The organism is Methanomicrobium mobile BP (assembly GCF_000711215.1).
GTDB classification, from domain to species: domain Archaea; phylum Halobacteriota; class Methanomicrobia; order Methanomicrobiales; family Methanomicrobiaceae; genus Methanomicrobium; species Methanomicrobium mobile.
Genome location: NZ_JOMF01000005.1, coordinates 293,277 through 317,617, shown reverse-complemented (window position 1 = coordinate 317,617; position 24,341 = coordinate 293,277). Strand labels below are relative to the sequence as shown.

The 24,341-nt window shown below is 48.6% G+C and carries 27 protein-coding genes and 2 tRNA genes; 10 read left to right on the top strand and 19 right to left on the bottom strand.

Translation table 11 applies throughout. The features are described from left to right. Position 1: 1 nt before the first annotated feature. The 3 genes from T502_RS03865 to T502_RS03855 all read right to left on the bottom strand — a co-directional run bounded on the left by T502_RS03865 (position 2) and on the right by T502_RS03855 (position 3,998). Complete coding sequence (locus T502_RS03865; protein ID WP_042705771.1) at positions 2-1,162, bottom strand: restriction endonuclease subunit S; 1,161 nt, start codon at positions 1,160-1,162, stop codon at positions 2-4. 3 nt (positions 1,163-1,165) lie between these two features. Continuing rightward, complete coding sequence (locus tag T502_RS03860) at positions 1,166-2,914, bottom strand: type I restriction-modification system subunit M (protein WP_211248140.1); 1,749 nt, start codon at positions 2,912-2,914, stop codon at positions 1,166-1,168. Positions 2,915-3,413: 499 nt separating this feature from the next. Then, positions 3,414-3,998: an FmdE family protein gene (locus T502_RS03855; protein WP_042705770.1), complete on the bottom strand. Its 585-nt coding sequence runs from the start codon at positions 3,996-3,998 to the stop codon at positions 3,414-3,416. Positions 3,999-4,199: 201 nt separating this feature from the next. On the opposite strand from T502_RS03855, the gene tsaA reads away from it, so the two are divergent. The 4 genes from tsaA to T502_RS03835 all read left to right on the top strand — a co-directional run bounded on the left by tsaA (position 4,200) and on the right by T502_RS03835 (position 8,139). Beyond that, positions 4,200-4,619: a tRNA (N6-threonylcarbamoyladenosine(37)-N6)-methyltransferase TrmO gene (gene tsaA, locus T502_RS03850; protein ID WP_042705769.1), complete on the top strand. Its 420-nt coding sequence runs from the start codon at positions 4,200-4,202 to the stop codon at positions 4,617-4,619. A 161-nt stretch (positions 4,620-4,780) separates the two neighbouring features. Further along, positions 4,781-5,818, top strand: a complete 1,038-nt coding sequence (locus tag T502_RS03845) for a FecCD family ABC transporter permease (RefSeq protein ID WP_042705878.1) — start codon at positions 4,781-4,783, stop codon at positions 5,816-5,818. Continuing rightward, positions 5,815-6,711 (top strand): ABC transporter ATP-binding protein, encoded by an 897-nt coding sequence (locus tag T502_RS03840; RefSeq protein WP_084173020.1) that lies wholly within the window; start codon positions 5,815-5,817, stop codon positions 6,709-6,711. The genes T502_RS03845 and T502_RS03840 overlap by 4 nt, the downstream gene beginning before the upstream one ends. A 222-nt stretch (positions 6,712-6,933) precedes the next feature. Continuing rightward, positions 6,934-8,139 carry an iron ABC transporter substrate-binding protein gene (locus T502_RS03835; protein ID WP_042705768.1) on the top strand — a complete coding sequence of 402 codons (1,206 nt, stop codon included), beginning with the start codon at positions 6,934-6,936 and terminating at the stop codon, positions 8,137-8,139. A 286-nt stretch (positions 8,140-8,425) separates the two neighbouring features. Here T502_RS03835 and T502_RS03830 read toward each other — a convergent pair whose 3' ends face one another. Continuing rightward, positions 8,426-8,779, bottom strand: coding sequence for a winged helix-turn-helix transcriptional regulator (locus tag T502_RS03830; protein WP_042705767.1), 354 nt, complete (start codon positions 8,777-8,779; stop codon positions 8,426-8,428). A 279-nt stretch (positions 8,780-9,058) separates the two neighbouring features. Between T502_RS03830 and T502_RS03825 the strand changes: the two genes are divergently transcribed. The 3 genes from T502_RS03825 to T502_RS03815 all read left to right on the top strand — a co-directional run bounded on the left by T502_RS03825 (position 9,059) and on the right by T502_RS03815 (position 11,253). Next, positions 9,059-9,943, top strand: a complete 885-nt coding sequence (locus tag T502_RS03825) for a DMT family transporter (RefSeq protein WP_042705876.1) — start codon at positions 9,059-9,061, stop codon at positions 9,941-9,943. 324 nt (positions 9,944-10,267) lie between these two features. Beyond that, positions 10,268-10,960, top strand: coding sequence for an energy-coupling factor ABC transporter permease (locus T502_RS03820; protein ID WP_042705766.1), 693 nt, complete (start codon positions 10,268-10,270; stop codon positions 10,958-10,960). Then, positions 10,957-11,253, top strand: coding sequence for an energy-coupling factor ABC transporter substrate-binding protein (locus T502_RS03815; RefSeq protein WP_042705765.1), 297 nt, complete (start codon positions 10,957-10,959; stop codon positions 11,251-11,253). The genes T502_RS03820 and T502_RS03815 overlap by 4 nt, the downstream gene beginning before the upstream one ends. A gap of 193 nt (positions 11,254-11,446) precedes the next feature. Here T502_RS03815 and T502_RS03810 read toward each other — a convergent pair whose 3' ends face one another. From T502_RS03810 to cbiQ, 10 genes are all read right to left on the bottom strand, one after another. Further along, positions 11,447-12,016 (bottom strand): cobalt-precorrin-7 (C(5))-methyltransferase, encoded by a 570-nt coding sequence (locus tag T502_RS03810; RefSeq protein ID WP_042705764.1) that lies wholly within the window; start codon positions 12,014-12,016, stop codon positions 11,447-11,449. Further along, positions 12,013-13,017, bottom strand: a complete 1,005-nt coding sequence (locus T502_RS03805; protein ID WP_042705763.1) for a cobalt-precorrin-5B (C(1))-methyltransferase — start codon at positions 13,015-13,017, stop codon at positions 12,013-12,015. The genes T502_RS03810 and T502_RS03805 overlap by 4 nt, the downstream gene beginning before the upstream one ends. Positions 13,018-13,086: 69 nt before the next feature. Then, positions 13,087-13,749, bottom strand: coding sequence for a precorrin-8X methylmutase (locus T502_RS03800; protein WP_042705762.1), 663 nt, complete (start codon positions 13,747-13,749; stop codon positions 13,087-13,089). Then, positions 13,697-14,458 (bottom strand): precorrin-3B C(17)-methyltransferase, encoded by a 762-nt coding sequence (gene cobJ / locus T502_RS03795; RefSeq protein ID WP_042705761.1) that lies wholly within the window; start codon positions 14,456-14,458, stop codon positions 13,697-13,699. The genes T502_RS03800 and cobJ overlap by 53 nt, the downstream gene beginning before the upstream one ends. A gap of 19 nt (positions 14,459-14,477) precedes the next feature. After that, entirely contained in the window at positions 14,478-15,347 is an 870-nt protein-coding gene (gene cbiG, locus T502_RS03790) for a cobalt-precorrin 5A hydrolase (protein WP_042705760.1), read from the bottom strand. Between the two features lie 8 nt (positions 15,348-15,355). After that, positions 15,356-16,114: a precorrin-4 C(11)-methyltransferase gene (gene cobM / locus T502_RS03785; RefSeq protein ID WP_245597754.1), complete on the bottom strand. Its 759-nt coding sequence runs from the start codon at positions 16,112-16,114 to the stop codon at positions 15,356-15,358. Beyond that, on the bottom strand, positions 16,111-16,722 hold the full coding sequence (locus T502_RS03780) for a cobalt-factor II C(20)-methyltransferase (RefSeq protein ID WP_042705759.1): 612 nt from the start codon (positions 16,720-16,722) through the stop codon (positions 16,111-16,113). The genes cobM and T502_RS03780 overlap by 4 nt, the downstream gene beginning before the upstream one ends. Continuing rightward, positions 16,716-17,246 carry a bifunctional cobalt-precorrin-7 (C(5))-methyltransferase/cobalt-precorrin-6B (C(15))-methyltransferase gene (locus T502_RS03775; protein ID WP_042705874.1) on the bottom strand — a complete coding sequence of 177 codons (531 nt, stop codon included), beginning with the start codon at positions 17,244-17,246 and terminating at the stop codon, positions 16,716-16,718. The genes T502_RS03780 and T502_RS03775 overlap by 7 nt, the downstream gene beginning before the upstream one ends. A gap of 163 nt (positions 17,247-17,409) precedes the next feature. Further along, complete coding sequence (locus T502_RS03770; RefSeq protein ID WP_042705758.1) at positions 17,410-18,546, bottom strand: energy-coupling factor ABC transporter ATP-binding protein; 1,137 nt, start codon at positions 18,544-18,546, stop codon at positions 17,410-17,412. Then, complete coding sequence (gene cbiQ, locus T502_RS03765; protein ID WP_052359134.1) at positions 18,543-19,379, bottom strand: cobalt ECF transporter T component CbiQ; 837 nt, start codon at positions 19,377-19,379, stop codon at positions 18,543-18,545. Before cbiQ ends, T502_RS03770 begins: the two co-directional genes overlap by 4 nt. A gap of 178 nt (positions 19,380-19,557) precedes the next feature. Here cbiQ and T502_RS03760 point away from each other — a divergent pair, with 178 nt between their 5' ends. Continuing rightward, positions 19,558-20,901, top strand: coding sequence for a cobyrinate a,c-diamide synthase (locus T502_RS03760; protein WP_042705872.1), 1,344 nt, complete (start codon positions 19,558-19,560; stop codon positions 20,899-20,901). 107 nt (positions 20,902-21,008) lie between these two features. Here the strand turns inward: T502_RS03760 and T502_RS03755 are convergent, their stop codons facing one another. From T502_RS03755 to T502_RS03745, 3 genes are all read right to left on the bottom strand, one after another. Next, the gene (locus T502_RS03755) at positions 21,009-21,269 is read right to left on the bottom strand and encodes a DUF3781 domain-containing protein (protein ID WP_042705757.1); all 261 of its coding nucleotides are present in this window, start codon (positions 21,267-21,269) and stop codon (positions 21,009-21,011) included. A 39-nt stretch (positions 21,270-21,308) separates the two neighbouring features. Then, positions 21,309-21,380: transfer RNA gene (locus T502_RS03750), tRNA-Arg, on the bottom strand. Between the two features lie 175 nt (positions 21,381-21,555). Then, positions 21,556-22,224: a hypothetical protein gene (locus T502_RS03745; RefSeq protein WP_042705756.1), complete on the bottom strand. Its 669-nt coding sequence runs from the start codon at positions 22,222-22,224 to the stop codon at positions 21,556-21,558. Positions 22,225-22,389: 165 nt separating this feature from the next. Here T502_RS03745 and T502_RS03740 point away from each other — a divergent pair, with 165 nt between their 5' ends. Beyond that, positions 22,390-22,878 (top strand): MogA/MoaB family molybdenum cofactor biosynthesis protein, encoded by a 489-nt coding sequence (locus T502_RS03740; RefSeq protein ID WP_042705755.1) that lies wholly within the window; start codon positions 22,390-22,392, stop codon positions 22,876-22,878. A 204-nt stretch (positions 22,879-23,082) separates the two neighbouring features. On the opposite strand, the gene T502_RS03735 is transcribed toward T502_RS03740, so the two are convergent. Beyond that, positions 23,083-23,167, bottom strand: a tRNA-Leu gene (locus T502_RS03735). Between the two features lie 117 nt (positions 23,168-23,284). Here T502_RS03735 and T502_RS03730 point away from each other — a divergent pair. After that, the gene (locus T502_RS03730) at positions 23,285-23,785 is read left to right on the top strand and encodes a regulator of amino acid metabolism, contains ACT domain protein (protein ID WP_042705754.1); all 501 of its coding nucleotides are present in this window, start codon (positions 23,285-23,287) and stop codon (positions 23,783-23,785) included. 50 nt (positions 23,786-23,835) lie between these two features. Here T502_RS03730 and T502_RS03725 read toward each other — a convergent pair whose 3' ends face one another. Further along, a complete protein-coding gene (locus tag T502_RS03725; protein ID WP_245597753.1) occupies positions 23,836-24,327 on the bottom strand; it encodes an HDIG domain-containing metalloprotein in 492 nt (163 codons plus the stop codon). Between the last annotated feature and the right edge of the window lie 14 nt (positions 24,328-24,341).

Genomic DNA, 24,341 nt, shown 5'->3' with positions numbered 1-24,341 from the left:
TTCAGTTTTTTTCTTTGAAAGTCAGAAGTTTGTCACGGTAGTACTCATACTGCTTCTGACGGGCTTCAATTTCGGCAGGAAGACCACTGCTCAAATCGTTACAAATTGACTCAAGATTGTCTAAAATCTCAACAATTCGCTTCTGAGTTGAGATTTCTGGGATTGGTATTTTAACCATGCTTAACATTTCTCTACTGACATGTGGAACACCAGCCCCACGCTTCATATCATTAAGTTCTTTTTCTTTATTTTTGAGCACATAATAGAGATATTTTGGTGTAGCAAGTTCTTTTTTAGCCTCAAAACCAAAACCATCCGTCACAAAAATGGGTTGATCCCAATAGGATACAAAACCAGCAGATACCCCACTTCTCGCTACTACAACAATCTCCCCTTCATGATTCGATTCATCAATATAGTAAGCAGGTTCTTGTCCCCCCATAATAACAGGAATATTGCCTGATTTTGATGTTTTCTGTGTTATGTATTTTCCTCGAAAAACATCTGCAACATCCGAAAGATACATTTTCTCAGTATCACCACCATAATAACTCAGCAAGTTATTTCTGTAATACTCATACTGCTTCTTTCTTGCTGTAAGCTCCGCTGTAAGCTCCGCTGTAAGCTCCGTGAAATTGTCAAGCAAGTGGACAATTTCACGTTGTACCTCTAAAGGAGGAACGGGGACTCTTACTCCATTCAGTTTAGAAGGAGTAACTTCAATCACTTTAGTACCATGAGCCAATTTTTTCTTTTGATCATAAAACAAAGCGGAATTAAAGAAATATACCAAATATTTTGGATTTTGATTATGACGGATAATGGCTGTATGTCCACCAACCGCCACATCGCTATCACCAAGCCAGGCAACACATTTACAAACACCCTCTACATCCTCACTGGTCACTGCCATAATGATGTCCCCGGTAACTGCCATTTTTTGTCGAAGTGCTGTCTCCTCGCTGACAAAAGTGAATGTCTTATCCGTAAACAGACCATATTTTGTATGTATCTGACCATAGTGGATGCACGGAACACCAGATTCCGTAAAATCTTTTTTCTGAAGATTCCCGCCACGTGTAACTGTTGCTATTTCAGAAAGAGGCTTATACTCCACTCCGTTAGGGCACAACTCCGCAATAAGTTCATCCAATTTACTCATGCTTCACGCCCTTTTACCTTTGGAATGCTTTGGAACTGATTCGGATTTTTCCGATTTTTCGGGATTGTCGGCAATTGCCATACCGCTTCCCGTTTGTACGGTATTGTCGATAAGTTTATTGACATCCGATATTGCTTTTGGTTCGTGCTTCTCGTATGCAAGACGATTCGATTGCCCAATCGTGTTATCTGCTCCTTCAATCTCGGCAACTATCTTATCTATCGCATCACGAAGAACCTGCTCCCTTGCGACGATCTCTTTTAACTCGGCGTTAAGCTTTACGATATCGATAATTTCTCTTCTATCCTCGGGTGTGACATATGAAGAGACCGAAAGATTGTAGTCATTTTCGGCAACCTCATCATAAGAAGCCCTGTGTGCATAATGTGCCTTCTCTTCACGGGAAACAAACTCATTTACTATATTGTCTATGTTTTCATCCGTCAGTTTGTTGTTATTCGTTACCTTGATGCATTCCTTAGAGGCATCTATAAACAGGATACTGTTATCAGCCTTACCCTTCTTTAAGACCAAAATACACGTTGCAATTGATGTTCCGAAGAAGAGATTATCGGGAAGCTGAATCACGCAGTCCACATAGTTGTTGTCTATGAGATATTTTCTGATCTTCTTCTCCGCTCCGCCCCTATACATAATTCCGGGGAAGCATACGATTGCAGCAGTTCCGTTGTTGGCAAGCCACGAAAGCGAATGCATAATGAAAGCCATATCCGCCGCTTTCTTCGGTGCAAGCACTCCGGCAGGTGAATATCTCGGATCATTGATGAGTAAAGGATTCTCATCGCCAGCCCAATGTATTGAATACGGCGGATTTGAAACGATTGCCTCAAACGGCTCATCATCCCAATGCTGAGGAGATATAAGCGTATCCTCGCAGGCGATATCGAACTTGTCAAAAGGAATATCGTGCAGGAACATATTGATACGGCAGAGGTTGTAAGTGGTAATATTAATTTCCTGCCCGAAAAATCCGAGACGAACGTTTTCCTTACCGAGAATTTTGGCGGCTTTCAAAAGAAGCGAACCCGAGCCGCAGGCGGGATCATAGATCTTATTGATCTGTTTTTTTCCGCCAACGGCAAGCCTTGTCAAAAGTTCGGAGACTTCTTGAGGCGTATAGAATTCTCCGCCGCTCTTACCCGCACTTGAGGCATACATACTCATCAGATACTCGTAGGCATCGCCGAAGGCATCAATGGTATTGTCCTGATAATTGCCGAGTTTCATATCGCCGATTCCGTTAAGAAGTTTGACAAGTTTCTCGTTTCTCTTTATGACCGAAGAACCGAGTTTATTGCTGTTTACGTCGATATCGTCAAACAACCCCGCAAAATCGGACTCACTCTCGGATCCTTTTGCGGATTCTTCAATGTGATTGAATATTCTCTCAAGGGTTTCGTTCAGGTTTTCGTCCTTATCCGCTCTTTTACGCACGTTGCAGAACAACTCGGAAGGCAGAATGAAAAAGCCTTTTTCCTTTACAAGACCGTTGCGTGCACTCTCAGCCTCATCATCGCTGAGTTTAGCATAGTCAAAAGAAGAATGACCTGCGGCATGTTCGCCGGCATTAATGTAATTTGTCAGGTTCTCGGAGATATAGCGATAAAACATGAATCCGAGAACATATTGCTTGAAATCCCAGCCGTCAACCGCACCACGCAGATCATCCGCAATACCCCAAATTGCCTTATGGAGATCGTCTCGTTCCTGCTCCTTCTTGTTGTCTGCCATGAATGACTCCTATTTTTACTGATATTTAGAATAAAATCAATCTTTCTTATTTTAATTACAAGTACCCCCTGACAATACCTGTAAACACGGCTGAAAATTTAATTCCAATCTAAACTGTACCGCCGACAATATTTATCATTGTTCACTAAAATTATGTAAATTATATAAATAGTGTGAAAATCGATATTCAAAAAGCATTGGATTATAACCCTTCGGTATTACCATAAAGCATGGGATTATAATCCAGTGCTTTGCATGTCTATACAACAATAACCGATATACTCATGAAATTCAATCCGTGCGCAATCGCAATAACCGATCAAAGAGTCCCGTAAGAATTCGTCAACACTGTTGACGAAATCTGAAGATGGGTTATCCGGAATTTCCGAGACAGTGTCTCGGATTTCTGACCGATGGATTCTTCAACGCATTACCGCGGCACTATTACCCTGAGAAAACTCTTAACGAAAAAAGAAAATATAAAAAAATCCGTAATTTTTCACTTCTTATGCATGCACGGGGTGCATACATACTTGCCGTCCACTTTACCGCAGAGACCTTCGGCGACCTGCTCGCCGCAGACCGAACATACGACGTTGTCAAAGATTCTCGCCTTGTCTGGCACAAACTCCTGCGTCTCTTTCACGACGAAGAGATCCTTTGCGGGGATAGCAAGAATTGCGTCCGTATACTCATGCATAAGCTCATGCAGGCGCTTTGCATCTTCCGGCGTTCCTTTGCCCGAAAAAACCTTGGGGCGAAGTGCGACAAGCTCGGAGTTATTCGGCACCGCATTCGGATTCGCAACAAGTCTTACGGATTTACCCGTCTTTCGGTTGTAGAACGAAAACGCATTCTTCCCCCACTTGTTCACGAAAAGATTGCCTTTGCCTGCCGTACATCCGAGTGTGACCTGAATCGCATCGACCGTGCAGGAATCGGTCTCCGTTATACAAACTACCTCTTCATCCTCCGAAAATTTAAGGTCGAGGAGTTCCGCCGCAAGTTCCGCGGCTTTATATCCCATGGCAAGACCGCCGCAGGAGTGACCGTGGAATGCTATGGCATCTTCAAATGACTTCATATGAAATTACTATTAATCGTAAAACTATATAATCATGTCCGATTGAAAAAGTAACCCTAATTCACATAGAGAATCAATATCATTAACAATAAGTATGAATAAAATTAAAAACAGTTATACTATGAAAAAAGCTGTAATGATACCGATCATGACACTGAAAGAAAATATGAACAATCTCTCATACACTCAACCGGAGATCTGATGGCTGAAACTAACATAATACCCGTGGGAATGGTATCTTCGCCGTTCAAAGAACGCGGAGACGCGCCCCGTCAGGGCAGACTTACCGATGAATTGAGCAAAATCACCATATGTCCGGAGTTTGCCGACGCACTCCTCGGACTCTCGGAAGGAGATGACATCTTCATCTTCTGCTGGTTCAACAGGTCGGACAGAAGCGTCCTGCAGGCTCATCCCGGCGGCGACGAAACACGTCCGATTAAAGGTGTATTTGCAAGCAGATCACCGAACAGACCCAATCCGGTCTCTCTTACCCTTGTAAAGCTCGTAAAAATAGAGAGAAACATACTCACGGTAAGAGGTCTAGAAGCGTTTGACGGGACACCCGTTGTCGACATCAAACCGTACAGCGAAGAATTCGACATACCGGGAACAGAATGACGACAGAAGATAAAGCCGAAGAGATAAGCAAAACCGAATATACGGTCGATACTGTCGAAGATAAGGCTGAAGACAGGGCAGAAGAAACGACTGAAAATTCGGCGCAATGTACGGCTGAAAATAAGGTCGAAGACAGGACCGAAGGCAATGTCGAAGACTACATGTCTTACGTCGGCAGAAAATACACGGCAATTTTCCTCGGAATAGCGGTCACGGTCGTCATGTTCCTCGTATCCATATCGGTCGGTTCCGTTTCGATTCCGATTCCTGATGTCATCTCAACCATTCTGGGCGGTCCGGGTGGAACAAGCCTTGTTGAAAGGGTTATATGGAACATAAGAATACCGCAGGCACTTACGGCCATCGCAGCCGGCGCAGGACTTGCCGTCGCAGGTGTCGCCATGCAGTCCGTGCTCAGAAACCCGCTGGCATCGCCGTTTACCCTCGGACTTTCAAATGCGGCGGCATTCGGTGCGGCTGTGGGCATTCTCATCTTCGATGCGGGAATGACGGGCAGCAACATGATGGATGCCGTTGTCATCAACAACCCGTATCTGACGACAGGCATGGCATTTATACTGTCCATGCTGACGACGGTCCTAATACTTGCCATTACGAGAATCCGCGGAGCAACCCCCGAGACCATGGTTCTTGCCGGTGTTGCCATAAGTTCGCTCTTTGCCGCGGGACTGATGGCGGTTCAGTATTTCGTCGACGATACACGCCTTGCATCGATAGTATTCTGGCAGTTCGGAGATGTCGCACGTGCCAGCTGGTCGGAACTCGGACTGATAGCATTAATTGTTCTCATCTGCTCAATCTACATCTTCTGCAAGCGCTGGGACTACAACGCGGTCGATGCCGGTGAAGAAACCGCAAAGGGTCTCGGAGTCAATGTCGACATGACAAGAATAACGGGAATGGTAGCCGCGTCCTTAATCAGCGCAATCGTCGTGTCATTCCTCGGGATCATCGGTTTCGTGGGTCTTGTCTGTCCGCATATGATGCGAAGAATCGTGGGGGACGACCACAGGTTCCTGATTCCGGCAAGTCTGGTCTGCGGATCGCTCCTGCTTCTGGTCGCCGATACCGTGGCAAGGACGATTATCGCACCGCATATTCTGCCGGTCGCGGTTCTGACCGCATTCCTCGGAGCGCCCATATTCATCTACATTATAATTAAAGGGAGGAGAATATGACAGGAGATCATACTCACGACGGCGTCATGCACGAACACCCTCATTCACACCGCGACGTCGTGCATACTCATCCTCACTCGCACGGAGGAGGATGCGGAGGATGCTGCGAACATCACAGGGATGATGACGACTGCCTCGCTCTTCTGAGAGCCGATGCCGTTGAATTCGAATACGGCACGACAAAGATCCTTAAAGACATCACGGTAGAAGTCTCACGCGGTGAGATTCTGGCAATCCTCGGACCCAACGGCGTAGGAAAATCCACGCTTCTCAAATGCATGAATATGATTCTCAAACCGAAGGCGGGAACAATTCTTATAGGCGATATGGATCTCTCGAAGATGTCGGGCAGGGACATAGCCAGGAACGTCGGCTACGTGGCGCAGAGAAACGAGTCGGCAAGAATGACGGTCTTTGATACCGTTCTTCTCGGCAGAAAGCCGCATCTCGGCTGGAAGATCACGGAACACGATTATGATCTTGTCTATGACGCTCTTGAAAAGTTCGGACTTTCGAATATGCAGCTGAGGTATATCGACGAGATCTCGGGGGGAGAACTTCAGAGAGTCTGCGTCTGCCGTGCCATTGTTCAGGAACCGTCCGTCCTTCTTCTCGACGAACCTACGAGCGCTCTGGATATGTCGCGTCAGATGGAGATCTTAAAGCTTATCCGACATGTCGTGGACTGCCATAACTGTGCCACGATTATGACCATGCATGACCTGAATCTGGCTCTGAGGTTTGCGGATAAGTTTGTCTTCATGAAAGGCGGCAAGATCCATAAGATCTGCGACAAGTCGGGCGTTACTCCCGAACTTATCGAAGAAGTATACGGTATTGCCGTCGATGTCATTTCGCATAACAATATGCCTATCGTTGTGCCGAAATTCTGAGATCTGATATCGGATTTCATGAATTTCCGGGATACTGCCCCGGATTTATTCTTCTTTTTTCGGTCCGCGGATAACCGGGGATAACCGCGGCAAACCGCGGAAGTCACTTTTCTTTGCAACACCCATAAACTAATCATACCGAATTTCAAAAATAACTATTAATCACATACAAAATCAATATCTATAACAATAAGTATGACAAAAATTAAAAATGGTCACACTATGAAAAAAGCATTAACAATTTTGATCATGATTGCCATGCTTGCGGCGATTGCCTTTGCAGGCTGCACATCCGGCTCCGGCAGCGCAGGAGGATCCGCAACGGCGGCAGCTACCCAAACGGCAACGGCTGCCCCTGTCGCAACGGGTACGGAAACACAGACAGACAGCGCAACAATCACGATAACCGACGTCGCCGGGCGCAGTGTTGTTGTTCCCGACAATCCGTCAAAGATAGCGGTATCGGGCTCGGGTTCATCGCGATACTTCGCATGGCTCGGAGCAACCGACAAGATGGTCGCGGTTGACTTCCAGGACAGCAGTCTCTTAAAGCGCAAAGCCGAAACCAGACCGTATATGCTGGCAAATCCGCAGATTAAAGAATTACAGGTTTTGGGAGCATCAAAAGGAGTCGTTGATCCCGAACTTCTCATGAAAGCAAACCCCGAAGTCGTCTTCATGTCGGGTGTCTCCGATACAATCATTCAGAACGCCAACGAACTCACCGAAAAGACCGGAATACCCGTAGTTCTCTTCTACTCCGGCGACTATGTCACGAGCACGGCTAAAGTCGAGGAATCGCTCAGGACAATCGCAAAAGTTCTCCACAAAGAACAGCGTGCCGAGGATGTAATCAAATACTTCGCCGACACAAGAGCCGATCTTGAATCAAGAGCCGCAAAAGCCGACGGAACCGTTAAGCCCACGGTATACATAGGCGGAGTCTCCTATAACGGTGCACACGGATTCGACGGAAGCGACCCGACATACTATCCGTTCACGGTTCTCTCCGCAAATAACGTTGCGGCAGGACTCGGATCAACGGCAAGCACAGGATATGCTGCCGTATCCAAGGAACAGATCATCGGATGGGATCCCGAGATTATCTTCGTTGACCTCAACACAATGGAAGCCGCGGGCGGCGGAGGTATCTACGAACTCCAGACCGATCCGTCATACAGGGAATTAACCGCGGTAAAGACCGGCAAGATCTATGCACTCAACCCGCATACATCGATGGGTACGAACCATGAGACCAGTATGGCCAACGCATACTATGTCGGAAAGGTCCTCTACCCCGATCTCTTCGCTGACATTGACCCCGAAGCCAAAGCCGATGAAATATACACCTTCGTCGACGGAGCGCCGGTCTTCAAGACACTGAAAGAAAATATGGAAAATCTTTCATACACTCAGCTGAAGATTTAATCCCGAAACTGCCCGATACGGAGTGCCGAAGGAGTTGTATCTTTCCCGTTCCAAGATGCGGGGATACAACCCGATGGACCTTCCGGTATACGGACTGTTGAATTAAAAAAACTTTTTAACCCATTTTTTTCTGAGTTTGGCGGCGCAGACCCCTAACTTTCGGCAGGAGATGACGGATAAGGATGACGGTTCACCTTCCGCACTGAATTTCCGAGACACTGTCTCGGATTTTTGAAAACTGTTTTACAGACTGCTTTGTACTTTATTTAAGCAGATCAGACTCACTTCATTTTCCCTTCAATATAATCCATTCACCCTTCTTATTTGAACCGATACGTTTGATTTTACCTTTTTCAACCATTGACTGCAATGCTCTCTTAATCGTCGAAACGGAGCATCCCATACGTTCCGCCATATCCTTTCGGGTCAAATTTGAATTTTCCCGTATCATATTGATGATCTCCTTTTCTCTGGCATCCGGATTTATAGGTTCATTTATAGGCTCATTTATAGGCTCATTTATAGGCTCATTTATAGGCTCATTTATAGGTTCATTTATAGGTTCATTTATAGGTTCATTTATGGGGTCATTTATGGGGTCATCATGACCCGATAAAAACCTGCCGCTGTATGTAACCATTTTCAAAGCTCATCCGCCACCCCTATTAACTCTCATTAACCTGCCCCGAAAATCAGCCAAATCAATGTAACCCATCTGCCCGCCGCCGCATGTGACTTCCGCACAAAAGCCAAAATTATGCGCGTTTTTTTGAAAATAACATGATAATTACGGATGTGCTATTTTGCGTGACATATCTGACAAAATCGCAACATAAGTGTGATACTTTTTAAAAAAGTTATGAACCGAAATTCAGACGAGAGATACCCTTAAAAGGCAGATGACAGAAAATCTGATTATATGACCGATGTCGGCAGCAAAAATTGTTCAACGGCAATATTTTTTGCAATATTAGCTGCTGCACTCTTCGCCCTCAGTGCACCATTCTCGAAGATGTTCCTTGAGGAAGCGGCACCGATGATGACCGCAGGTATGCTCTACCTCGGCGCAGGCATCGGCATGGTCTTCATCTGGGGCGGCAGAAAAACACTGAAGCGGGAATCTAAAGAGACATCCCTCTCGAAGAAGGACAGACCATACGTCATCGGTATGATCCTTCTGGATATCGCCGCACCGATATCTCTGATGTTCGGACTTACCATGACGACGGCGGCAAACGCCTCTCTCCTCAACAACTTCGAGATAGTCGCAACGTCGGTAATAGCGCTTGTAATCTTTAAAGAGATAATATCCAAGCGCCTGTGGCTTGCAATCCTTCTGGTGACGATCGCAAGCATACTGCTTACGGTCGACGATTTCAGCAATGTCAGTTTCTCGTTAGGCTCTGTCTTCGTCCTTGCCGCCTGCGTATTCTGGGGCTTAGAGAATAACTGCACCAGAATGATCTCGGACAAGGACCCGCTCGAGATAGTCCTCATAAAAGGACTCTTCTCCGGCTTCGGTGCACTCGTTATCGCTCACATTGCCGGCGAGACACTTCCGGCACTTTCGCTCTGTCTTATGATACTCCTGCTCGGCTTCGTATCATACGGCATGAGCATATATTATTATGTCTCGGCTCAGAGAACGCTCGGCGCCGCAAAGACCAGCACATTCTACGCAATAGCGCCGTTCCTCGGCGTAGGTTTCTCGTTCATGCTCTTTCACGAGATGCCGTCGGCAGTCTTCATAACTGCCTTAATAATCATGATAATCGGCGCTTACCTCGCGACCGAAAACGAATGATCAAATCTCACCACCTTTTTTTTTGAAGATTTTCATCGGATCAAAAGCCCCGGACAAACATTTTTCGGATGAACAATCCCTTTTTGGAAAAACGATGATTAGCCTTATTTTTTGAAAATAAAATGAAATATTATAAATATTTTCTTAATACGGTAACACGATTTTCAAATTTTGCATACTGCCGGATACAAAAATTACAATAGGTATTCGCAATTTCAAACAATATCCGGATATGTAAGAAAATACACGATCTTTCATAAAAATTGTCCGAAAAGTTGTGTTCACGAGAACAAAATTAAATATTAGTTAACACAATTACTTCTTATGCACATTATGGAAGGCTATCTGCCAATGGAATGGTGTATCGTATGGTTTGTCTTATCCATACCGTTTATCATCGTGGGTCTTTGGCAGATGAAAAAGCTAATTGACAAAGATCAAAAGGTTCTGCCTCTTATGGCAGTCTGCGGAGCGTTTGTCTTCGTATTGTCGGCACTTAAAATACCCTCGGTAACGGGAAGCTGTTCGCATCCGACAGGTACCGGTCTTTCGGCATCGTTCTTCGGACCGTTCGTTACCGCAGTTCTCGGAACAATCGTACTGATCTTCCAGGCACTGCTTCTCGCACACGGCGGTCTTACGACACTCGGTGCAAATGCATTCTCGATGGCTATCTTCGGTCCTCTCGTTGCATGGGGAGTCTTCGTGGCACTCAGAAAAGCAGGTCTCGGTCTGGGTCTCTGTGTAGGAGTTACCGCGGCTGTAGCAAACCTTGTGACATACACAGTTACATCGTTTCAGCTTGCTCTTGCATTCCCGATTGACGGCAGCATCGTTGCGGCATTCACTGCATTCGGAACAATCTTTGCAGTCACACAGATTCCGCTCGCAATCATTGAAGGTATTATCTGTGCTCTTGTAGCCAAGTTCATCGTCCGCGTTAAGCCTGAGATCTTAAAGAGTCTCGGAATTATCGAGGATGCCGAAATCGCAAAAATTCAGGGTGAGGCAGCATGAAGCGTTCTACAATTGAAATCATAGTAGGCATTCTGATCATTCTCGGTCTTGTCGTCTTTGCATTGGCAACAGGAGGAGACTCCGAATGGGGCGGCGCTGACGGCGGTGCCGAGGACATGATCTCTGAAACAGGTTACGAACCTTGGTTTGAATCACCGTTATGGGCACCTCCCAGCGGTGAAGTCGAGTCACTTCTCTTCGCACTTCAGGCGGCAATCGGTACCGGTGTTGCCTGTCTGATCTTCGGATACTGGCTCGGTCAGTCAAAGAGAAAGGACGAGAAGGAAGCATAAGCTTACCCAAACTCCCTAATTAGAACCTTTTTTTTCAATTATATATCCGGAATTTATCTGAAACGGACGGACAACATATCGGTTCCGCCGGTTTTGCGTAAAGAGATTTTTGCGGACATAAAATTTGCAGATAAAAAACAGCATAAAAAAGCGGCGTAAAAAACGGCGTTATTGTTAATATGCGGCGTTAATGTCAATATCCGCAGACGACGGAAAACAGTCTGTGATTTACTTTCGGAGGAGAACCTGCCGTACCTTCGGAGATCTCCTCGTCCTCATATCCGAGATTGGAGCAGACCGCAATCTTTGTCTCCTTAGGAAGATACTTACTCAGTTCCTCTACCGAAAATTCGGGATCGGCGATGATGAAGACGGAATGACCCGCCGCTATGTCCCTTGCCGCAAGTTCCATGGCATCGCGGTGATTTTTGCCGTGTGCGTTCACAATCGCCGCATTCGTCCACATGGCATGGAGTCTTGCATAGGCACACTGCATGGACGAGATTCCCGAGACTATATCGCCGTCAAGATAACCCAGACCCGCCATCATGGGATCGCCGGTCGAGAGAACGACCGCATCCTTCGGAAGAGTCCTGAGAGCCTTGTAATCCGTAATCTCTTGAGCCTGCGCATCCGATGCGATATACTCCTTTGCAAGCGCAAGCGCACGGTCCGAGCCGTAGATCAGTTTCGCACGGCGTATCGCATCAATAGCCTCCTGCGTAAGCATGTTTTCTCCGCAGCCGACACCCACAATCTTCATTTTGTATCACCTATTACCTTGCCGCTTCTGTCTATGATAACTATCCGTAGCCACGGATATCTCGCCTTTGCCGCGTCAAGCTCGAAGTTCATGGCGGCAATACCGTTTTCGGAGGCAACCAGCTCTTCCACGGTCTTAAATCCCCTTGAGACGGCAACGTCGGGATTAAAGAATCGCAGAATAAGTCCCGGAAGACCGCAGATTACCGCATCCGCACATTTTTCCGCGGATGAGAGAGCCTCGCTTATCTTTGAACCCGCAAGAACGACCTCATAATCGGGAAAGAGAAGCCGCGAATATCTCAGACCTATTCTTCCCGTGGTAACAACAACCTTATCCGTCTTTGCTATTCTCTCGCCTATGGTCTCGCTTAAATGATCGTCCCACGGCTCGACAAAGCCCGTGGTTCCCACAATCGAGATGCCGCCTATGACCCCAACTCTCGGATTCAGGGTAAGCTTACCTATTCTTTCGCCGTCGGGAATCGTCAGAATAACTCTGGCACCCTTAAGCCCGGCATGGCGGCAGGCATCCTCCGCCGCCCTTAAAATCTCTTCAAAGGCACTCTTTCCGATAGCGGGGGAACCTTTAGGGTAACGCGGCGTATCCCTCTCATATCTGCCGATACCTTCTCCTGTATCGACCGAGATCCCGTCGGCAGGCTCAGCCGTGGCACGTATGAGAATCCCCGAAGTAATATCCGAGGGATAATCGCCCGAATACTTTCTCGCCTCGCCGACGCCGTTTATACCGGAAGAAGGGATATCCGCTCTGATTCCGCAGGGCAAAAGAACGGGGGATACCGATACGGGCGACTTAAGGGAAGCAACAGCTGCATATACCGCCGCCGATGCCGTGGAACCCGTGGTAAATCCCCTTTTTAAGACCCTGCCGCTCGCGGTCAGCACCCCGAAACCACTGCGAACTAACTCGAGCGACTCGGCGTCGCAGAGATCAATCCAGGCTTTCGGATACTCAAAACCGCTCACAGGGTCTTTCATAACAAATTCTCAATAATGCGGCGCTCTTCAACGCCGGTTCAATGCCGGTTCAACGCCGAACCACGCCGTTCAATGCTTCTCGGCATACATGGTGATAATCTCGTTGAGCGATGCGACAGCCACCGGAGTTCCGCCGCGTGTGCCCTCATTGGAGACAGCCGATACATTCGTCTTCGTCCTTAAAAGCTCCTTGGATTCGGCAGCGTTCACGAAACCGACCGGCGTTCCTATGACAAGTGCGGGAATAATGCCCTTGTCTATGAACTCGCAGACCGTGATAAGAGCCGACGGCGCATTGCCGATTACGACAATCGAGCCTTCAAGCCTGTCCTTAAGCGCGATAAATCCCGCGGAACTCCTTGTAATACCCTTGGCGCTCGAGATCTCCGCTCCGTAATCCAGTGCGCACTCAACCTTTGACGAATGACCTCTCTTCTGGATACCCATCGAGACCATTCTTATATCGGTAAAGATATCGGCACCGTTCTCCAGGGCTTTAAGTCCCGCCTCCACGGGACTGTTCTGAAACCTCATGAGATCCGCCATCGCCCAGTCGCCGACCGCAATCGAGCATCTCTGACGAATTCTGTCCTCCGGCGTCTCGTTACCAACCATCTTTCTGGCAAGTTCCCGGCTCCTTGAAGAGATGGAGAAACCTTCGGGTGTATCCGCGCCGATATCAGTATACATATTTTCTGTGATATCCTCTGGGTGTAATGATTCCTCTGACATTTTCGTTCTCCTTCCAAATTCTTGTCTCCTCTCCTCCGATTATCAGGATCGAATGCATATCCACGAACCCGTCATCCTCGGCAAGTTCTTTGAGTGTAGTTATACATTTAGTCTCGCCATCGCGAAAAACATTTTTGACTATGCCGACGGGGGTCGAACCGTCACGGTGTTTAAGAGCGATTGCAAGAGCTTTTGAGAGATTTTGCGGTCTTCCGTTACTTTTCGGGTTGTAAAGGGCAACCGGCGTTCCCATTTGGAATGCTAGATCAAGCCTCTTTTCGATAACCTCCCACGGAGTAAGCAGGTCGGAGAGACTTAAGGTAACGTAATCTCCCGAGAGCGGAGAGCCTAAGCGGGATGCCGCCGCCGTTGCCGCCGTAACTCCGGGGAGAACAATGACCTCCTGCTTCGGAAACTCCCTCTCCACGACCTCGAGTACGATGCTTGCCATACCGTATACGCCCGCATCTCCGCCCGAGATCATGACGACGTTGTTGTTTGCGGCAAGCTCCGCCGCCTCTTTTGCACGGTCGACCTCTTTACCCATGGAACTGTAGATTACCTTCTTTCTGGCGATGATGTCGCCCATCAACTCAAGGTAAAATGCGTTTCCTATGATTATATCCGCGGATTTCACCGCTTCCGTTGCCGCCGGAGTCAGCTGTGCAGCAGATCCGGGACCAGAACTGACTATCCAAAGTGTTCCCATTATATCACCAGTTAATCTTTTATTTTGCGATTGCAATCGTTACCCGTCCGTAGACGGTCTTCTCAAGGATCAATACGCCCTCATGCGATACCGACATGGCGCACGGCTCGGAGACACCGCAGAGCCCCAGCCTCTCGGCACACGACTTCGAGGGAGGCATCTGCGAATTTATCGTCTCGTCATCGAGGAATATCAGATTGGCATTGAGTTTTTCGGCGGCAGTCTTCAGACCCTCCTCGTGGAATTTCTTTATCGTCGTTGCAAATATCTTCGCATCGTCCACGGAAATTCCCGCCTTCTTACAGCCTTCACGGACTGCCGAAATTACCTCATCCTCGGTCGTCCCCAGTCTGCATCCTATTCCTATGACATACTTTGAATCGTTTACGAGGACGGAGACCCCGGGATTTGCCACGATTACCTTCGGCGGATTTACTCTGAGAATCGGGACATCGGAATCGAGAATGGCGCCGTTGACCTTCCTTGTCGAGGACCTGTTGACGACGGTAAGGTTCTCCGATTTGGCAATCTCCTCAACCGACTTCCTGCCCATGACCTCGGTTGCCGTCGAGATAACCGGCGTTATCCCAAGACCCGCAAGCCGCTTTGCGCAGTCGTTTGCGCCGTGGTGACCGCCGATAACGGGGATTGCATACGAGAGGTCGGGGGTGACCACGACAACCGCCGCATCGTGCCATTTATCCGTAAGATAAGGCGCACAGCCTCTTACGGCAATACCCGCGGACATTATCGCCACTATACAGTCGGCATCCCCGTAGATATCGCCGAAGATGTTCTCACGATAGAGCATAAGCTCGGCATCGAGAAAATCCGCGACCTTCTTTCCCGCTTCTTCAAACCGCGGCAGAGTAACAACTGTGCACTTCATCGGCAGGTTCAACCGTAAAGGTGTGAGTTCGTATATTTCGCATTTATTCCGTTTACGGCGTTTCCGACGATGATAAGCGCCGAACGCTCGATTCCCGCCGCATGCACCTTCTCGGCTATGGTCTCGATTGTTCCGCGGATGATCTTCTGATCGGGCCACGAGACATGATAGATAACGGCGACCGGCGTATCCCTGCCGTGCTGAAGTTTCTTCATGACATTATCTATCTCCGAGGTCGAGAGGAAGATCACCATGCTGGTCTTATGCGCCGAAAGCTCGGCAATCGCATCCTTTTCCAGGGTATCACCCGCCGAACGCGTAACGATAACCGACTCCGAGACACCGCGGAGGGTATACTCGGTCTGAAGAGCCGCCGCCGCACCGAACATCGACGAGACGCCCGGCACAATCTGCGCATGAATACCTTTCGCCTCGAGAACTGCCATCTGCTCTACGATTGAGCCGTAGATTGACGGATCTCCCGAGTGAAGCCTCACGACTTTTTTGCCGGCAAGAACTCCTTTCTCAATCTCGGCGCAGATCTCTTCAAGCTTCATGCCCCACGAGTTCAGCTTGACCTCCGCGGGCGACTTCTTGACGAGTTCGGGATTTACGAGCGAACCCGCATAGATGAGAACTTCGGCGGATTTCAGGAGTTTCTCTCCCTTTACCGTGATAAACTCGGGATCTCCGCAGCCGGCGCCGACAATATAGTAAATCTTCTCTTTCATGTCCTTCATATCCGTCATATCCGTCACGGCAGTCATAGTTTCCTCGCTGCCATTATGCTGAAATAGTTCGTCTTCTCGGGCATCTCGCCTTTGTAGACCGTCTCGCCGTCCATATACATCCTCTCGACCAGAACGAAGTCATTGAACCCTTCTTTGCGAAGCTCCGCCTCCCTGACTTTGGGTTTCGTGACCTTCATCATGATCTTTACCGAAGGATCCGCGGGACCGTCCGTGACCGTAAAGGCGCCGTTTACGGCTATCTTCGCATGCGAGGCAAACGCCGTTATCGAACTGATTCCGGGGATTGTCTCGACCTCAAGCTCGGGATAATGTTCACGAACCGCGTTTGCAAGCCTTGAGAAAGTCGAATAGAAGTTGGGATCTCCGATAAGACCGAAGACCGCACTGCCCGACTTTGCCGCCGGAAGAATCTTCTCGGCATTCTGCCTCATGCACTCCGAGATCACAGATTCGTCCCTTGTCATGGGGAAATCAAGTGTCACGATATTCTTTGCATACGGTTTTACAAGTTCGAAAGCGATACCGCCGGGGACGAAAACCGTATCCGCCTCTTTTAAAGCTCTTACCGCTCTCAGAGTCAGAAGTTCCGGATCTCCGGGTCCTAAGCCTATTGCTGTCAGCATTTTCTCTCTCCGTGAATTATGTAAATGGGATTATTCGGTTTAAACATGGTTCTTCCCGTAAGCTCGTACGACCTTGAGACCTGAAGGTGAACGGCCTCGCAAAAGATACCCAGCTCCTTCATCTTATTGATTGCGGATACGGCAGTCTCGATAAGGACGGCATTGACCACGATACTGCGGACACCCTGCGATACAAGCATCTCAAGGACTTTTTCGATGTCGCGGCTTCCGCCGAGAAATGCGCAGTCTATCCTCTTGTGCGACGCCGCAAGAAAATCGAGGGCTTCTCCGTGGAATATCTCGATGTTTTCCGCACCGCAGTTCTTTCGGGTCTCTTCCGTGATTCTGCACGCTTCTTCGCGTGCATCAACCGCATAGACAAGACCCGCAGTCTTTGCAATCTCCTTTGTTACCGTACCCGTCCCGCATCCGATATCCGCGGCGATCTCACCCTGCCGGATACCGAGTTTGAAAAGCGATACCGCCATGACTTCCGCGACGGTAGGTCCTCCCGGCAAATTCATTTCCATCTGTCCTGAACAAATATTATTTTACTCAATTTAAATTAAATATCCTTTGTCCTTTGCATTCCGTCCGGAATTCCGTCTTGGATTCCTTCTGTGATTCCGTTTGTCATTCTGTTTGTCATTCAGTTTGTCATTCCGTTTGCGATTCCGCAAACCCGAATCATAATCTGACTACTTTTATTGCCGCTCCTCCCGCATCTTCAAACATCTTTACTCTCAGCTTTACCCGATCCAGCATGCCTCCGCACGTAAATATAAGGGTATCCTCGCCTATGAGAGCGGCAAGCATCGCCTTATCGATAATACCGTAGGTGTAGTCGAGACTGACTCCGGCATTGAAACACTTCTTCTTGGGACGTGTTCCCATTGCACCGACCTTGCAGTTCTTCTCGGCGATAATCGCTTTTACGGCATCTTCATCGATACTGTCGGTATCAACCGTATAAATTGTGCCGGTAACTCCTTCATACGAACCTTCGATGAGATGCATCATCTCGGGCACGCCCTTGGGAGGTTTGGCATCCGCGAGTTTTCCGCGTTTGACAAACTCGGTATACAGATTAAGCAGTGCCGGCGGGGTAAGTCTGGCTTTCAGCATCAGTGAATCGTCGGTAAAGACCTCCTCGGGAGTGCCGTGATGGAGAATTCTGCCTCCCGCAATTAAAAGGACTTCATCCGCCCACGAATAAGCAAGTTCGACATCGTGCGTCGAGAGAATGATTGTCGTTCCGTCTTCCTGAAGCTCATCGAGCAGATCCATGATCTCGGCGGCGGTCGCGGGATCAAGCGAGGCTGTCGGCTCGTCAGCCACAAGAATATCGGGTTTCATGGCGAGAATGCCCGCAATCGCAACCCTCTTCTTCTCGCCGCCGGAGAGGTGGTGGGGCGGGCGTTTCTCGTAGCCCGAAAGACCCACGGCAAAGATGGCGTCATGAACGCGGCTCTCAATCTCGGCGGGATCGAGATGGAGATTTGCCGGACCGAAGGCGACATCGGTATAGACGCTGGGCGCAAATATCTGCGAGTCGGAGTTCTGGAAGACAAGCCCTACCTTTGACCTGATCTCTCTCAGACCCGCCTTGTCATAGTGTATATGTTCGCCGTTGACGCGAACCGTACCCGAATCGGGTTGAAGGGTGCCGTTGCACATCAAGAGAAGTGTCGTCTTTCCGGCACCGTTGGGACCTACAATTGCCAGTTTTTTCCCGCGTTCTATCTTAAAAGAGACCCCGTTCAGTGACGGCGGTCTTCCGGCATACGCATATGTTACATTATCAAACTCAAGTATATCGCTCATAAAATCATCTCCAAAGCAAGAATAACAACAAGTAAACTCAGATATGCAAAGATTATCACCGCATATTTAACGGAAGTCTGCGTATCCTCCTCGGGAAGCAGCATTACTCCGTCATAGCAGCGCGAATTCATCGAGAGGAAGATGTCTTCGCCTTTCTCCCACGTGCGTATGAAAAGCATCGAGGTCAGCATTGAGAATGCCGAGATCCAGTCCTTAAATGTCGAATATCCCCCCCGCATTACCTGTGCATTGTGGATATCTATCGCTTCGCCGATGAAGACGAAGATATAGCGGTAGATAAGCATTGTAAGGTCTATGAACTCCTGCGGCAGATGAACATCCCTTAAGACCTTGAAGAGAGAGGTCACGGGGGTTGTTACCGTGAGGAAATACAGCGAGCACATGCCCGCAAATGTCCTCGCAAGGACCAGCATTGCAAGATTCAGTGACTTATCCGTTATCTGAATGTGAAAACCGGCAAATGTAAAGAAGTCATATATCGTCTCACCGCCTCCTGTCACAAAGAGCAGAACGACGGCTCCGGTAAGTCCGAAAGCAAGCGGTATAGTAAGCAGAGAGAGGTAAATCCTGACCGGGACTTTTGCAAGAACGAGGCTTGCAAATATCATTGATATAAGTACAAATAACGGGAGATAGATTACTGGGGACAATACCGCAATTACAGTCGCCGCGATGCACAGCACCAGTTTTTGTGCCGCAGGCACTTTACGCAGCGGACTTGAAATGGCAAGATCATCGAGGACATCCTCGGAAAATATCGATTGCTTCTCTGATTTTTTCTTATGCAGATGTAAATGAAAACCGCCGCCCATACGCTACACACTCATACAGATATATATCTATACAATCTTCAGTTATATAATACAAATTAAAATGATAAAGAAAAAAGCGCTTACTGCGATGAGACGTGCCCTGACACAAATGAATTAAAGACTCGGAGAACAATGATCAGATAAACAATACCGATACAGTAACAGGACCCGGATGCCCATGACAAGGATACCCAGAATCATAATTGCCGGCACTCACAGCGGATGCGGCAAAACAACTACGGCTTCAGGAATAATGGCGGCTCTGAAAGCCCGCGGTCTTAAGGTTCAGCCCTTCAAGGTGGGACCCGATTTTATAGACCCGAGTCATCATACCGCGGTATGCAAACGGCAGTCGAGAAATCTCGATCCGTTCATGATGGGCGAGGATAACCTCATCCGCACCTTTGAATCGGCATCGGAGGGTGCGGATATCGCGGTAATCGAGGGGGTCATGGGACTCTTCGACGGCATTGACGCAAGCGAGGTGTCAAGCACGGCTCATGTGGCAAAGATCCTTGATGCACCCGTCGTCCTCGTGGTCGACGTCAAAGGCATGTCGCGGAGTGCGGCGGCGCTCGTCAAGGGCTATACGGAGTTTGACCGCGATGTGAAGTTTGCCGGCGTTATCCTCACGAAAGGCGGAAGCGAGAAGCACCGTGCCGGCGCCTGCGGTGCGATAGATATCCCGATCCTAGGCTGGATCCCCAAGAGCGATCTGATGTCGGTGGAGAGCAGGCATCTCGGGCTCTTCATGGCGGGCGAAGATTCGAAACTGAAGGATACGGCATCCTTCATCGAAGAGCACTGCAACCTCGATGCCGTGATAGCGGCGGCAAACGGCGCCGGCGATGTTCCGAAGACCCCGACGGGAGCCGATGCCGGCGCGAAAACCGGTTCGGAATCAGTAAAGGTTGCGATTGCAATGGATGACGCTTTCTGCTTCTATTACCGCGACAATTTCGATTACCTAAAAGCCGCGGGTGCGGAGATACTCTTCTTCTCGCCGCTGACCGACAGACTTCCGAAAGCCGATGCCTATTACTTCGGCGGCGGCTATCCCGAGCTTCACCTTGCAAAGCTTCAGGATTCTCCGTGCAGGAATGACCTGAAGAAAGCGGCGGACGCGGGCATCCCTGTCTTCGGTGAATGCGGCGGTCTGATGTGGCTCGGAAGAAGTATCACGACCGCGGACGGAAAGACATGCAAAACCGCGGGTCTTCTGGATTCGGAATCGGTAATGCATACGAGGTTTCAGGCGCTTGACTACTCAATCGGCACCACCTGCGGCAACTCGTTCCTCGGGAAGGGTCTCGGATTCAGGGGACATGAATTCCATTACTCAAGGACGGTTGCCGACGCCGACGCCCGCTTCGATTATATACTCTCCAGAGGAAAAGGGATAGACGGCGGCATGGACGGTCTGGTCTGCGGCAGTGTGCTTGCGGGATACACACATCTCTACTTCGGACCCGAATTTGCAGTGAAGTTCGTTGACGGCATTAAAAAGTCAAATAAGCAATAAGTGAAACGGGCAATAAATGAATCGGCTGAAAATAGGCTGATAATAAGCTGAAAATAGGCTGAGAATACCCGAATATTTCCCGAATATTCGCCAAATAATCCCCTAATTCAAATCTTTTTTGCCGTGATTATTGTCATGCTGCCGGCGTTGACCGTGATGATGCCGCCGGGGAAACCGACATAGTAGTTCTTTCCCTTTCTTTCGACAGAGGAGTTTTCGTCGAGTATCTTCTTTCTGCACCAAACAACCGCGTCGGTTTCGTCGTTCAGCCCCAGATTTCTTCTGATTCGAAGCGCACCGAGTTCGGTTGTATGCAGTCTGTCAATATCCGACAGCAGTTTCGATCTCGCATCGGCATCGCAAAACATGCTAAATTCTCGCTAAAATCGTAAAATAACAACAAAAAGCGCCCCGACCGGGACTTGAACCCGGGTCGAAAGCTCCGCAGGCTTTCAGGATATCCACTACCCTATCGGGACATATAATACATCAGATTACCGAAACCGTTCTAAAACCTGTGCCTAAATAAATTAGAGTTTCTAACATATATAAGTAATCAATTGAAACAAAAAGTAATCAATTGAAACAAAATGTAATCAATTGAAACAAAAACGATATGCCGAAGATATTCAAAAAGTATTGAAAAAATGGAGATCAGCCGAGATTGCTCTTGGGAACCTCGATTTCGGTGGTAACATTCGCGATTGCCCCCATGATCTCGACATGCAGATTGCCGGGCGAAAGATACTTGAAACTGCCACGGTCTTTCTCCTTGGTGAACGGATCTATGACATATTCGGCAAGAACCTTGCTTGTATCCTTGTCGTAGACAACAATCTTGTAGTATGAGAGAGGGCTCGGATACGAGACTTCCACGGTAAACTCTTCCTTCTCGCCGAACTCGCTCGTACCTGTCTTGGTGCGGTTCACGAGCGGCACGGTCGCGTCATAGTAGAAGACCATCGGCGGCGTCTTCAGGAAATAATCGAAAGCGGTAACGCCGGATAACTGCTTGCTCTCGGTAAATATCGTCACATATCCGTCATCGTCATTTTCCGGAGGCGGAATGTGGTATCTCAGTGTATTTTCATTCTCCGTGGGAATCGGCGTTGCCGGAGTCACATAGCTCTGAGGCAGAGGTGTTTCGGTCGGCTCTGCGTTGACGTCCTCATCGGGTATTGCTTCGGTCGGATCGACAGGCGATACGGTAGGGGTCTGTGAGTTATCCGGCGTTACGGAATTACCTGTATTCGAACTCTGACCCGGCAGCTGCACCCCCGTGCATCCCGAAGACAGCGCCGCGGTTATAAGGATTATTGCCATGAAAATGAGCAGAATTTTTACCCGCATTATGAAAAATACGACGTGTTTATATTTATGAATTAAGATTTTCCCATGATCCGCAGAGTCTGGGGACAGAAAAACGCGGGAAGGAAAGCGGGTTAACTTATCAAAAATAATTTTTGATTGCGCCGACAATACATTAGCATGGACAAGAGTCATATTCAGGAGATACCGATAAATGCCGCCGTCATCACGGTTTCGACTACGAGAACCGAGAAAGAGGACAAGAGCGGCGACGAGATAAAAGCGATCTTCAAAGCCGCGGGAATACCCGTCGACTATTACGCAATCGTTCCCGACAATGAAAGCAGGATTCGGGCTGCCTGCCTCGAAGCACTCGAAAAAGCCAACTGCGTTGTGATAAACGGCGGCACGGGCATTACGCACGACGACTGCACGATAGAGGCAATAACGCCGCTCTTACAGAAGAAGATGGACGGCTTCGGCGAGATCTTCAGGCTTAAGAGCCTTGATGACATAGGAACCGCCGCGCTGCTCTCGAGAGCGGTCGCGGGAATTATCGACAAAAAAGCAGTCTTCTGTATCCCGGGATCGACCGGCGCGGTAAAACTCGCAATGAACGAGATAATCATCAAAGAGCTGCGCCACATCATCACGCACGCAAGTAAATAGAAGAAATAAATGAAATAAAAGAAATAAAATAAATCATAAACGCGCCGGACGCGCGATTATCTCAAAACATCATACTTTTTTGCGGGCATACAATATGCCGCTTTTAACTGAAAAACACTCAAAATACCCATATATGTTGAAATGCCCGTATATAATCGTAAAAGTGACAGTTAACAATCGGAAAAACTCGAAAAAACGATGCAATGCGAGGGAAGGGATTCGAACCCTCGAATACCTACGTAACAAGGCCCTCAACCTTGCGCCTTTGACCTGGCTCGGCAACCCTCGCCCGTTTGACTCTAATAAGAATGATCTATTAATTAAAATAGATTACGATCCGAATATCACATGACGCCGCATAACGGCGTGAAAGAACATATATGTTCACAGATGAAATACTATTCATATGTGGGCATCAATACTGAAAATATTCTCGGATTCTCCGTCGCAGACAAAAGTAGTCAAATTCCTTCTTGAGAACGGATTCGGAATCAACGAAAACGGCAAGATAATCTGTAACGGCATAGAAATTCCCGCGACACATCTGGGGAAAGCGACCGGCACCGACAGGCGCGTCGTTGACGCAACCGCAAAACGCATACTCGAAACCCCGCTCGTGCGCGAGATCTTCTTAAACATGCGTGCAACGCCGGATATCACCGAAATCGCCGACAAACTCAATTTTGCGGTCATCACAATCTACCCGAAGGATGCTGGGGAAAAAGGAATCGTCGGCGCCGCCATAGAAGTTCTTACGCGCCACAACCTCTCGATACGCCAGATCTTCGTGACCGACCCGCAGCTCTCCGAAGACCCGAGACTCGTAATAATCGTGGAAAAGTCCATGCCCGCCGCGGTATACGAAGAACTCAGAGCGCTGCCGCAGGTAAGAAAAATAGTCCTGTAATTTTTGAATTTTTCAACAAATTATCGGATTTTTCAACAGGAAATTTAAATTTATTGCTTTTTTTCGGAACGGAGTGTTCTCAGACCTTCAATTTCATCCGAAAGTCTTGCAATCCGCTCACGTGCCTCGGTTCTCAGACCCGATTTCAGGGCAAGACTCATCCTCTCGCCGATTGTGATTACATCCGCGCCCTTCACGAGATTATCGCAGTGAGCTACAATCTTCTCCTCAAGCGTCAGGGGAATACAGTCATGCGCATCCAGACCGTATTCCGCGCACTCTGCGGCGGGAAGCCCCGCGCCGATATGCCGCTCGACAATCAGGCATATATCCTCGGAAAAACCGAGTTTGCGGCAGATATCCGCGCCGACCTGGGCATGCGAGATATCGTGCGTCACCGAGCGCCCGATATCGTGAAGAACCGCGCCCGCCTCGACAAGATTCGGATCGGCATCGGGTATCTCACAGGCATACCTGACCGAAAGATTGCGCACGGCAAGACAGTGCTCGATAACTCTCTCGCTGCAACCGGCGTCCTTCAAAAAACCCGTAAGCT

Coding starts and splice junctions, on each gene's coding strand:
- T502_RS03820 (WP_042705766.1), top strand. CDS start 10,268: ATGCACATTATGGAAGGCTATCTGCCAATGGAATGGTGTATCGTATGG.
- T502_RS03770 (WP_042705758.1), bottom strand. CDS start 18,546: ATGAGCGATATACTTGAGTTTGATAATGTAACATATGCGTATGCCGGA.
- tsaA (WP_042705769.1), top strand. CDS start 4,200: ATGGCTGAAACTAACATAATACCCGTGGGAATGGTATCTTCGCCGTTC.
- T502_RS03745 (WP_042705756.1), bottom strand. CDS start 22,224: ATGGCAATAATCCTTATAACCGCGGCGCTGTCTTCGGGATGCACGGGG.
- T502_RS03800 (WP_042705762.1), bottom strand. CDS start 13,749: ATGTCAGAGGAATCATTACACCCAGAGGATATCACAGAAAATATGTAT.
- T502_RS03865 (WP_042705771.1), bottom strand. CDS start 1,162: ATGAGTAAATTGGATGAACTTATTGCGGAGTTGTGCCCTAACGGAGTG.
- cobJ (WP_042705761.1), bottom strand. CDS start 14,458: ATGGGAACACTTTGGATAGTCAGTTCTGGTCCCGGATCTGCTGCACAG.
- T502_RS03840 (WP_084173020.1), top strand. CDS start 5,815: ATGACAGGAGATCATACTCACGACGGCGTCATGCACGAACACCCTCAT.
- T502_RS03760 (WP_042705872.1), top strand. CDS start 19,558: ATGACAAGGATACCCAGAATCATAATTGCCGGCACTCACAGCGGATGC.
- T502_RS03730 (WP_042705754.1), top strand. CDS start 23,285: ATGTGGGCATCAATACTGAAAATATTCTCGGATTCTCCGTCGCAGACA.
- cobM (WP_245597754.1), bottom strand. CDS start 16,114: ATGACTGCCGTGACGGATATGACGGATATGAAGGACATGAAAGAGAAG.
- T502_RS03805 (WP_042705763.1), bottom strand. CDS start 13,017: ATGAAAGACCCTGTGAGCGGTTTTGAGTATCCGAAAGCCTGGATTGAT.
- T502_RS03780 (WP_042705759.1), bottom strand. CDS start 16,722: ATGCTGACAGCAATAGGCTTAGGACCCGGAGATCCGGAACTTCTGACT.
- T502_RS03755 (WP_042705757.1), bottom strand. CDS start 21,269: ATGTTTTGCGATGCCGATGCGAGATCGAAACTGCTGTCGGATATTGAC.
- T502_RS03835 (WP_042705768.1), top strand. CDS start 6,934: ATGAAAAAAGCATTAACAATTTTGATCATGATTGCCATGCTTGCGGCG.
- T502_RS03775 (WP_042705874.1), bottom strand. CDS start 17,246: ATGAATTTGCCGGGAGGACCTACCGTCGCGGAAGTCATGGCGGTATCG.
- cbiQ (WP_052359134.1), bottom strand. CDS start 19,379: ATGGGCGGCGGTTTTCATTTACATCTGCATAAGAAAAAATCAGAGAAG.
- T502_RS03860 (WP_211248140.1), bottom strand. CDS start 2,914: ATGGCAGACAACAAGAAGGAGCAGGAACGAGACGATCTCCATAAGGCA.
- T502_RS03855 (WP_042705770.1), bottom strand. CDS start 3,998: ATGAAGTCATTTGAAGATGCCATAGCATTCCACGGTCACTCCTGCGGC.
- cbiG (WP_042705760.1), bottom strand. CDS start 15,347: ATGAAGTGCACAGTTGTTACTCTGCCGCGGTTTGAAGAAGCGGGAAAG.
- T502_RS03825 (WP_042705876.1), top strand. CDS start 9,059: ATGACCGATGTCGGCAGCAAAAATTGTTCAACGGCAATATTTTTTGCA.
- T502_RS03815 (WP_042705765.1), top strand. CDS start 10,957: ATGAAGCGTTCTACAATTGAAATCATAGTAGGCATTCTGATCATTCTC.
- T502_RS03845 (WP_042705878.1), top strand. CDS start 4,781: ATGTCTTACGTCGGCAGAAAATACACGGCAATTTTCCTCGGAATAGCG.
- T502_RS03810 (WP_042705764.1), bottom strand. CDS start 12,016: ATGAAGATTGTGGGTGTCGGCTGCGGAGAAAACATGCTTACGCAGGAG.
- T502_RS03830 (WP_042705767.1), bottom strand. CDS start 8,779: ATGGTTACATACAGCGGCAGGTTTTTATCGGGTCATGATGACCCCATA.
- T502_RS03740 (WP_042705755.1), top strand. CDS start 22,390: ATGGACAAGAGTCATATTCAGGAGATACCGATAAATGCCGCCGTCATC.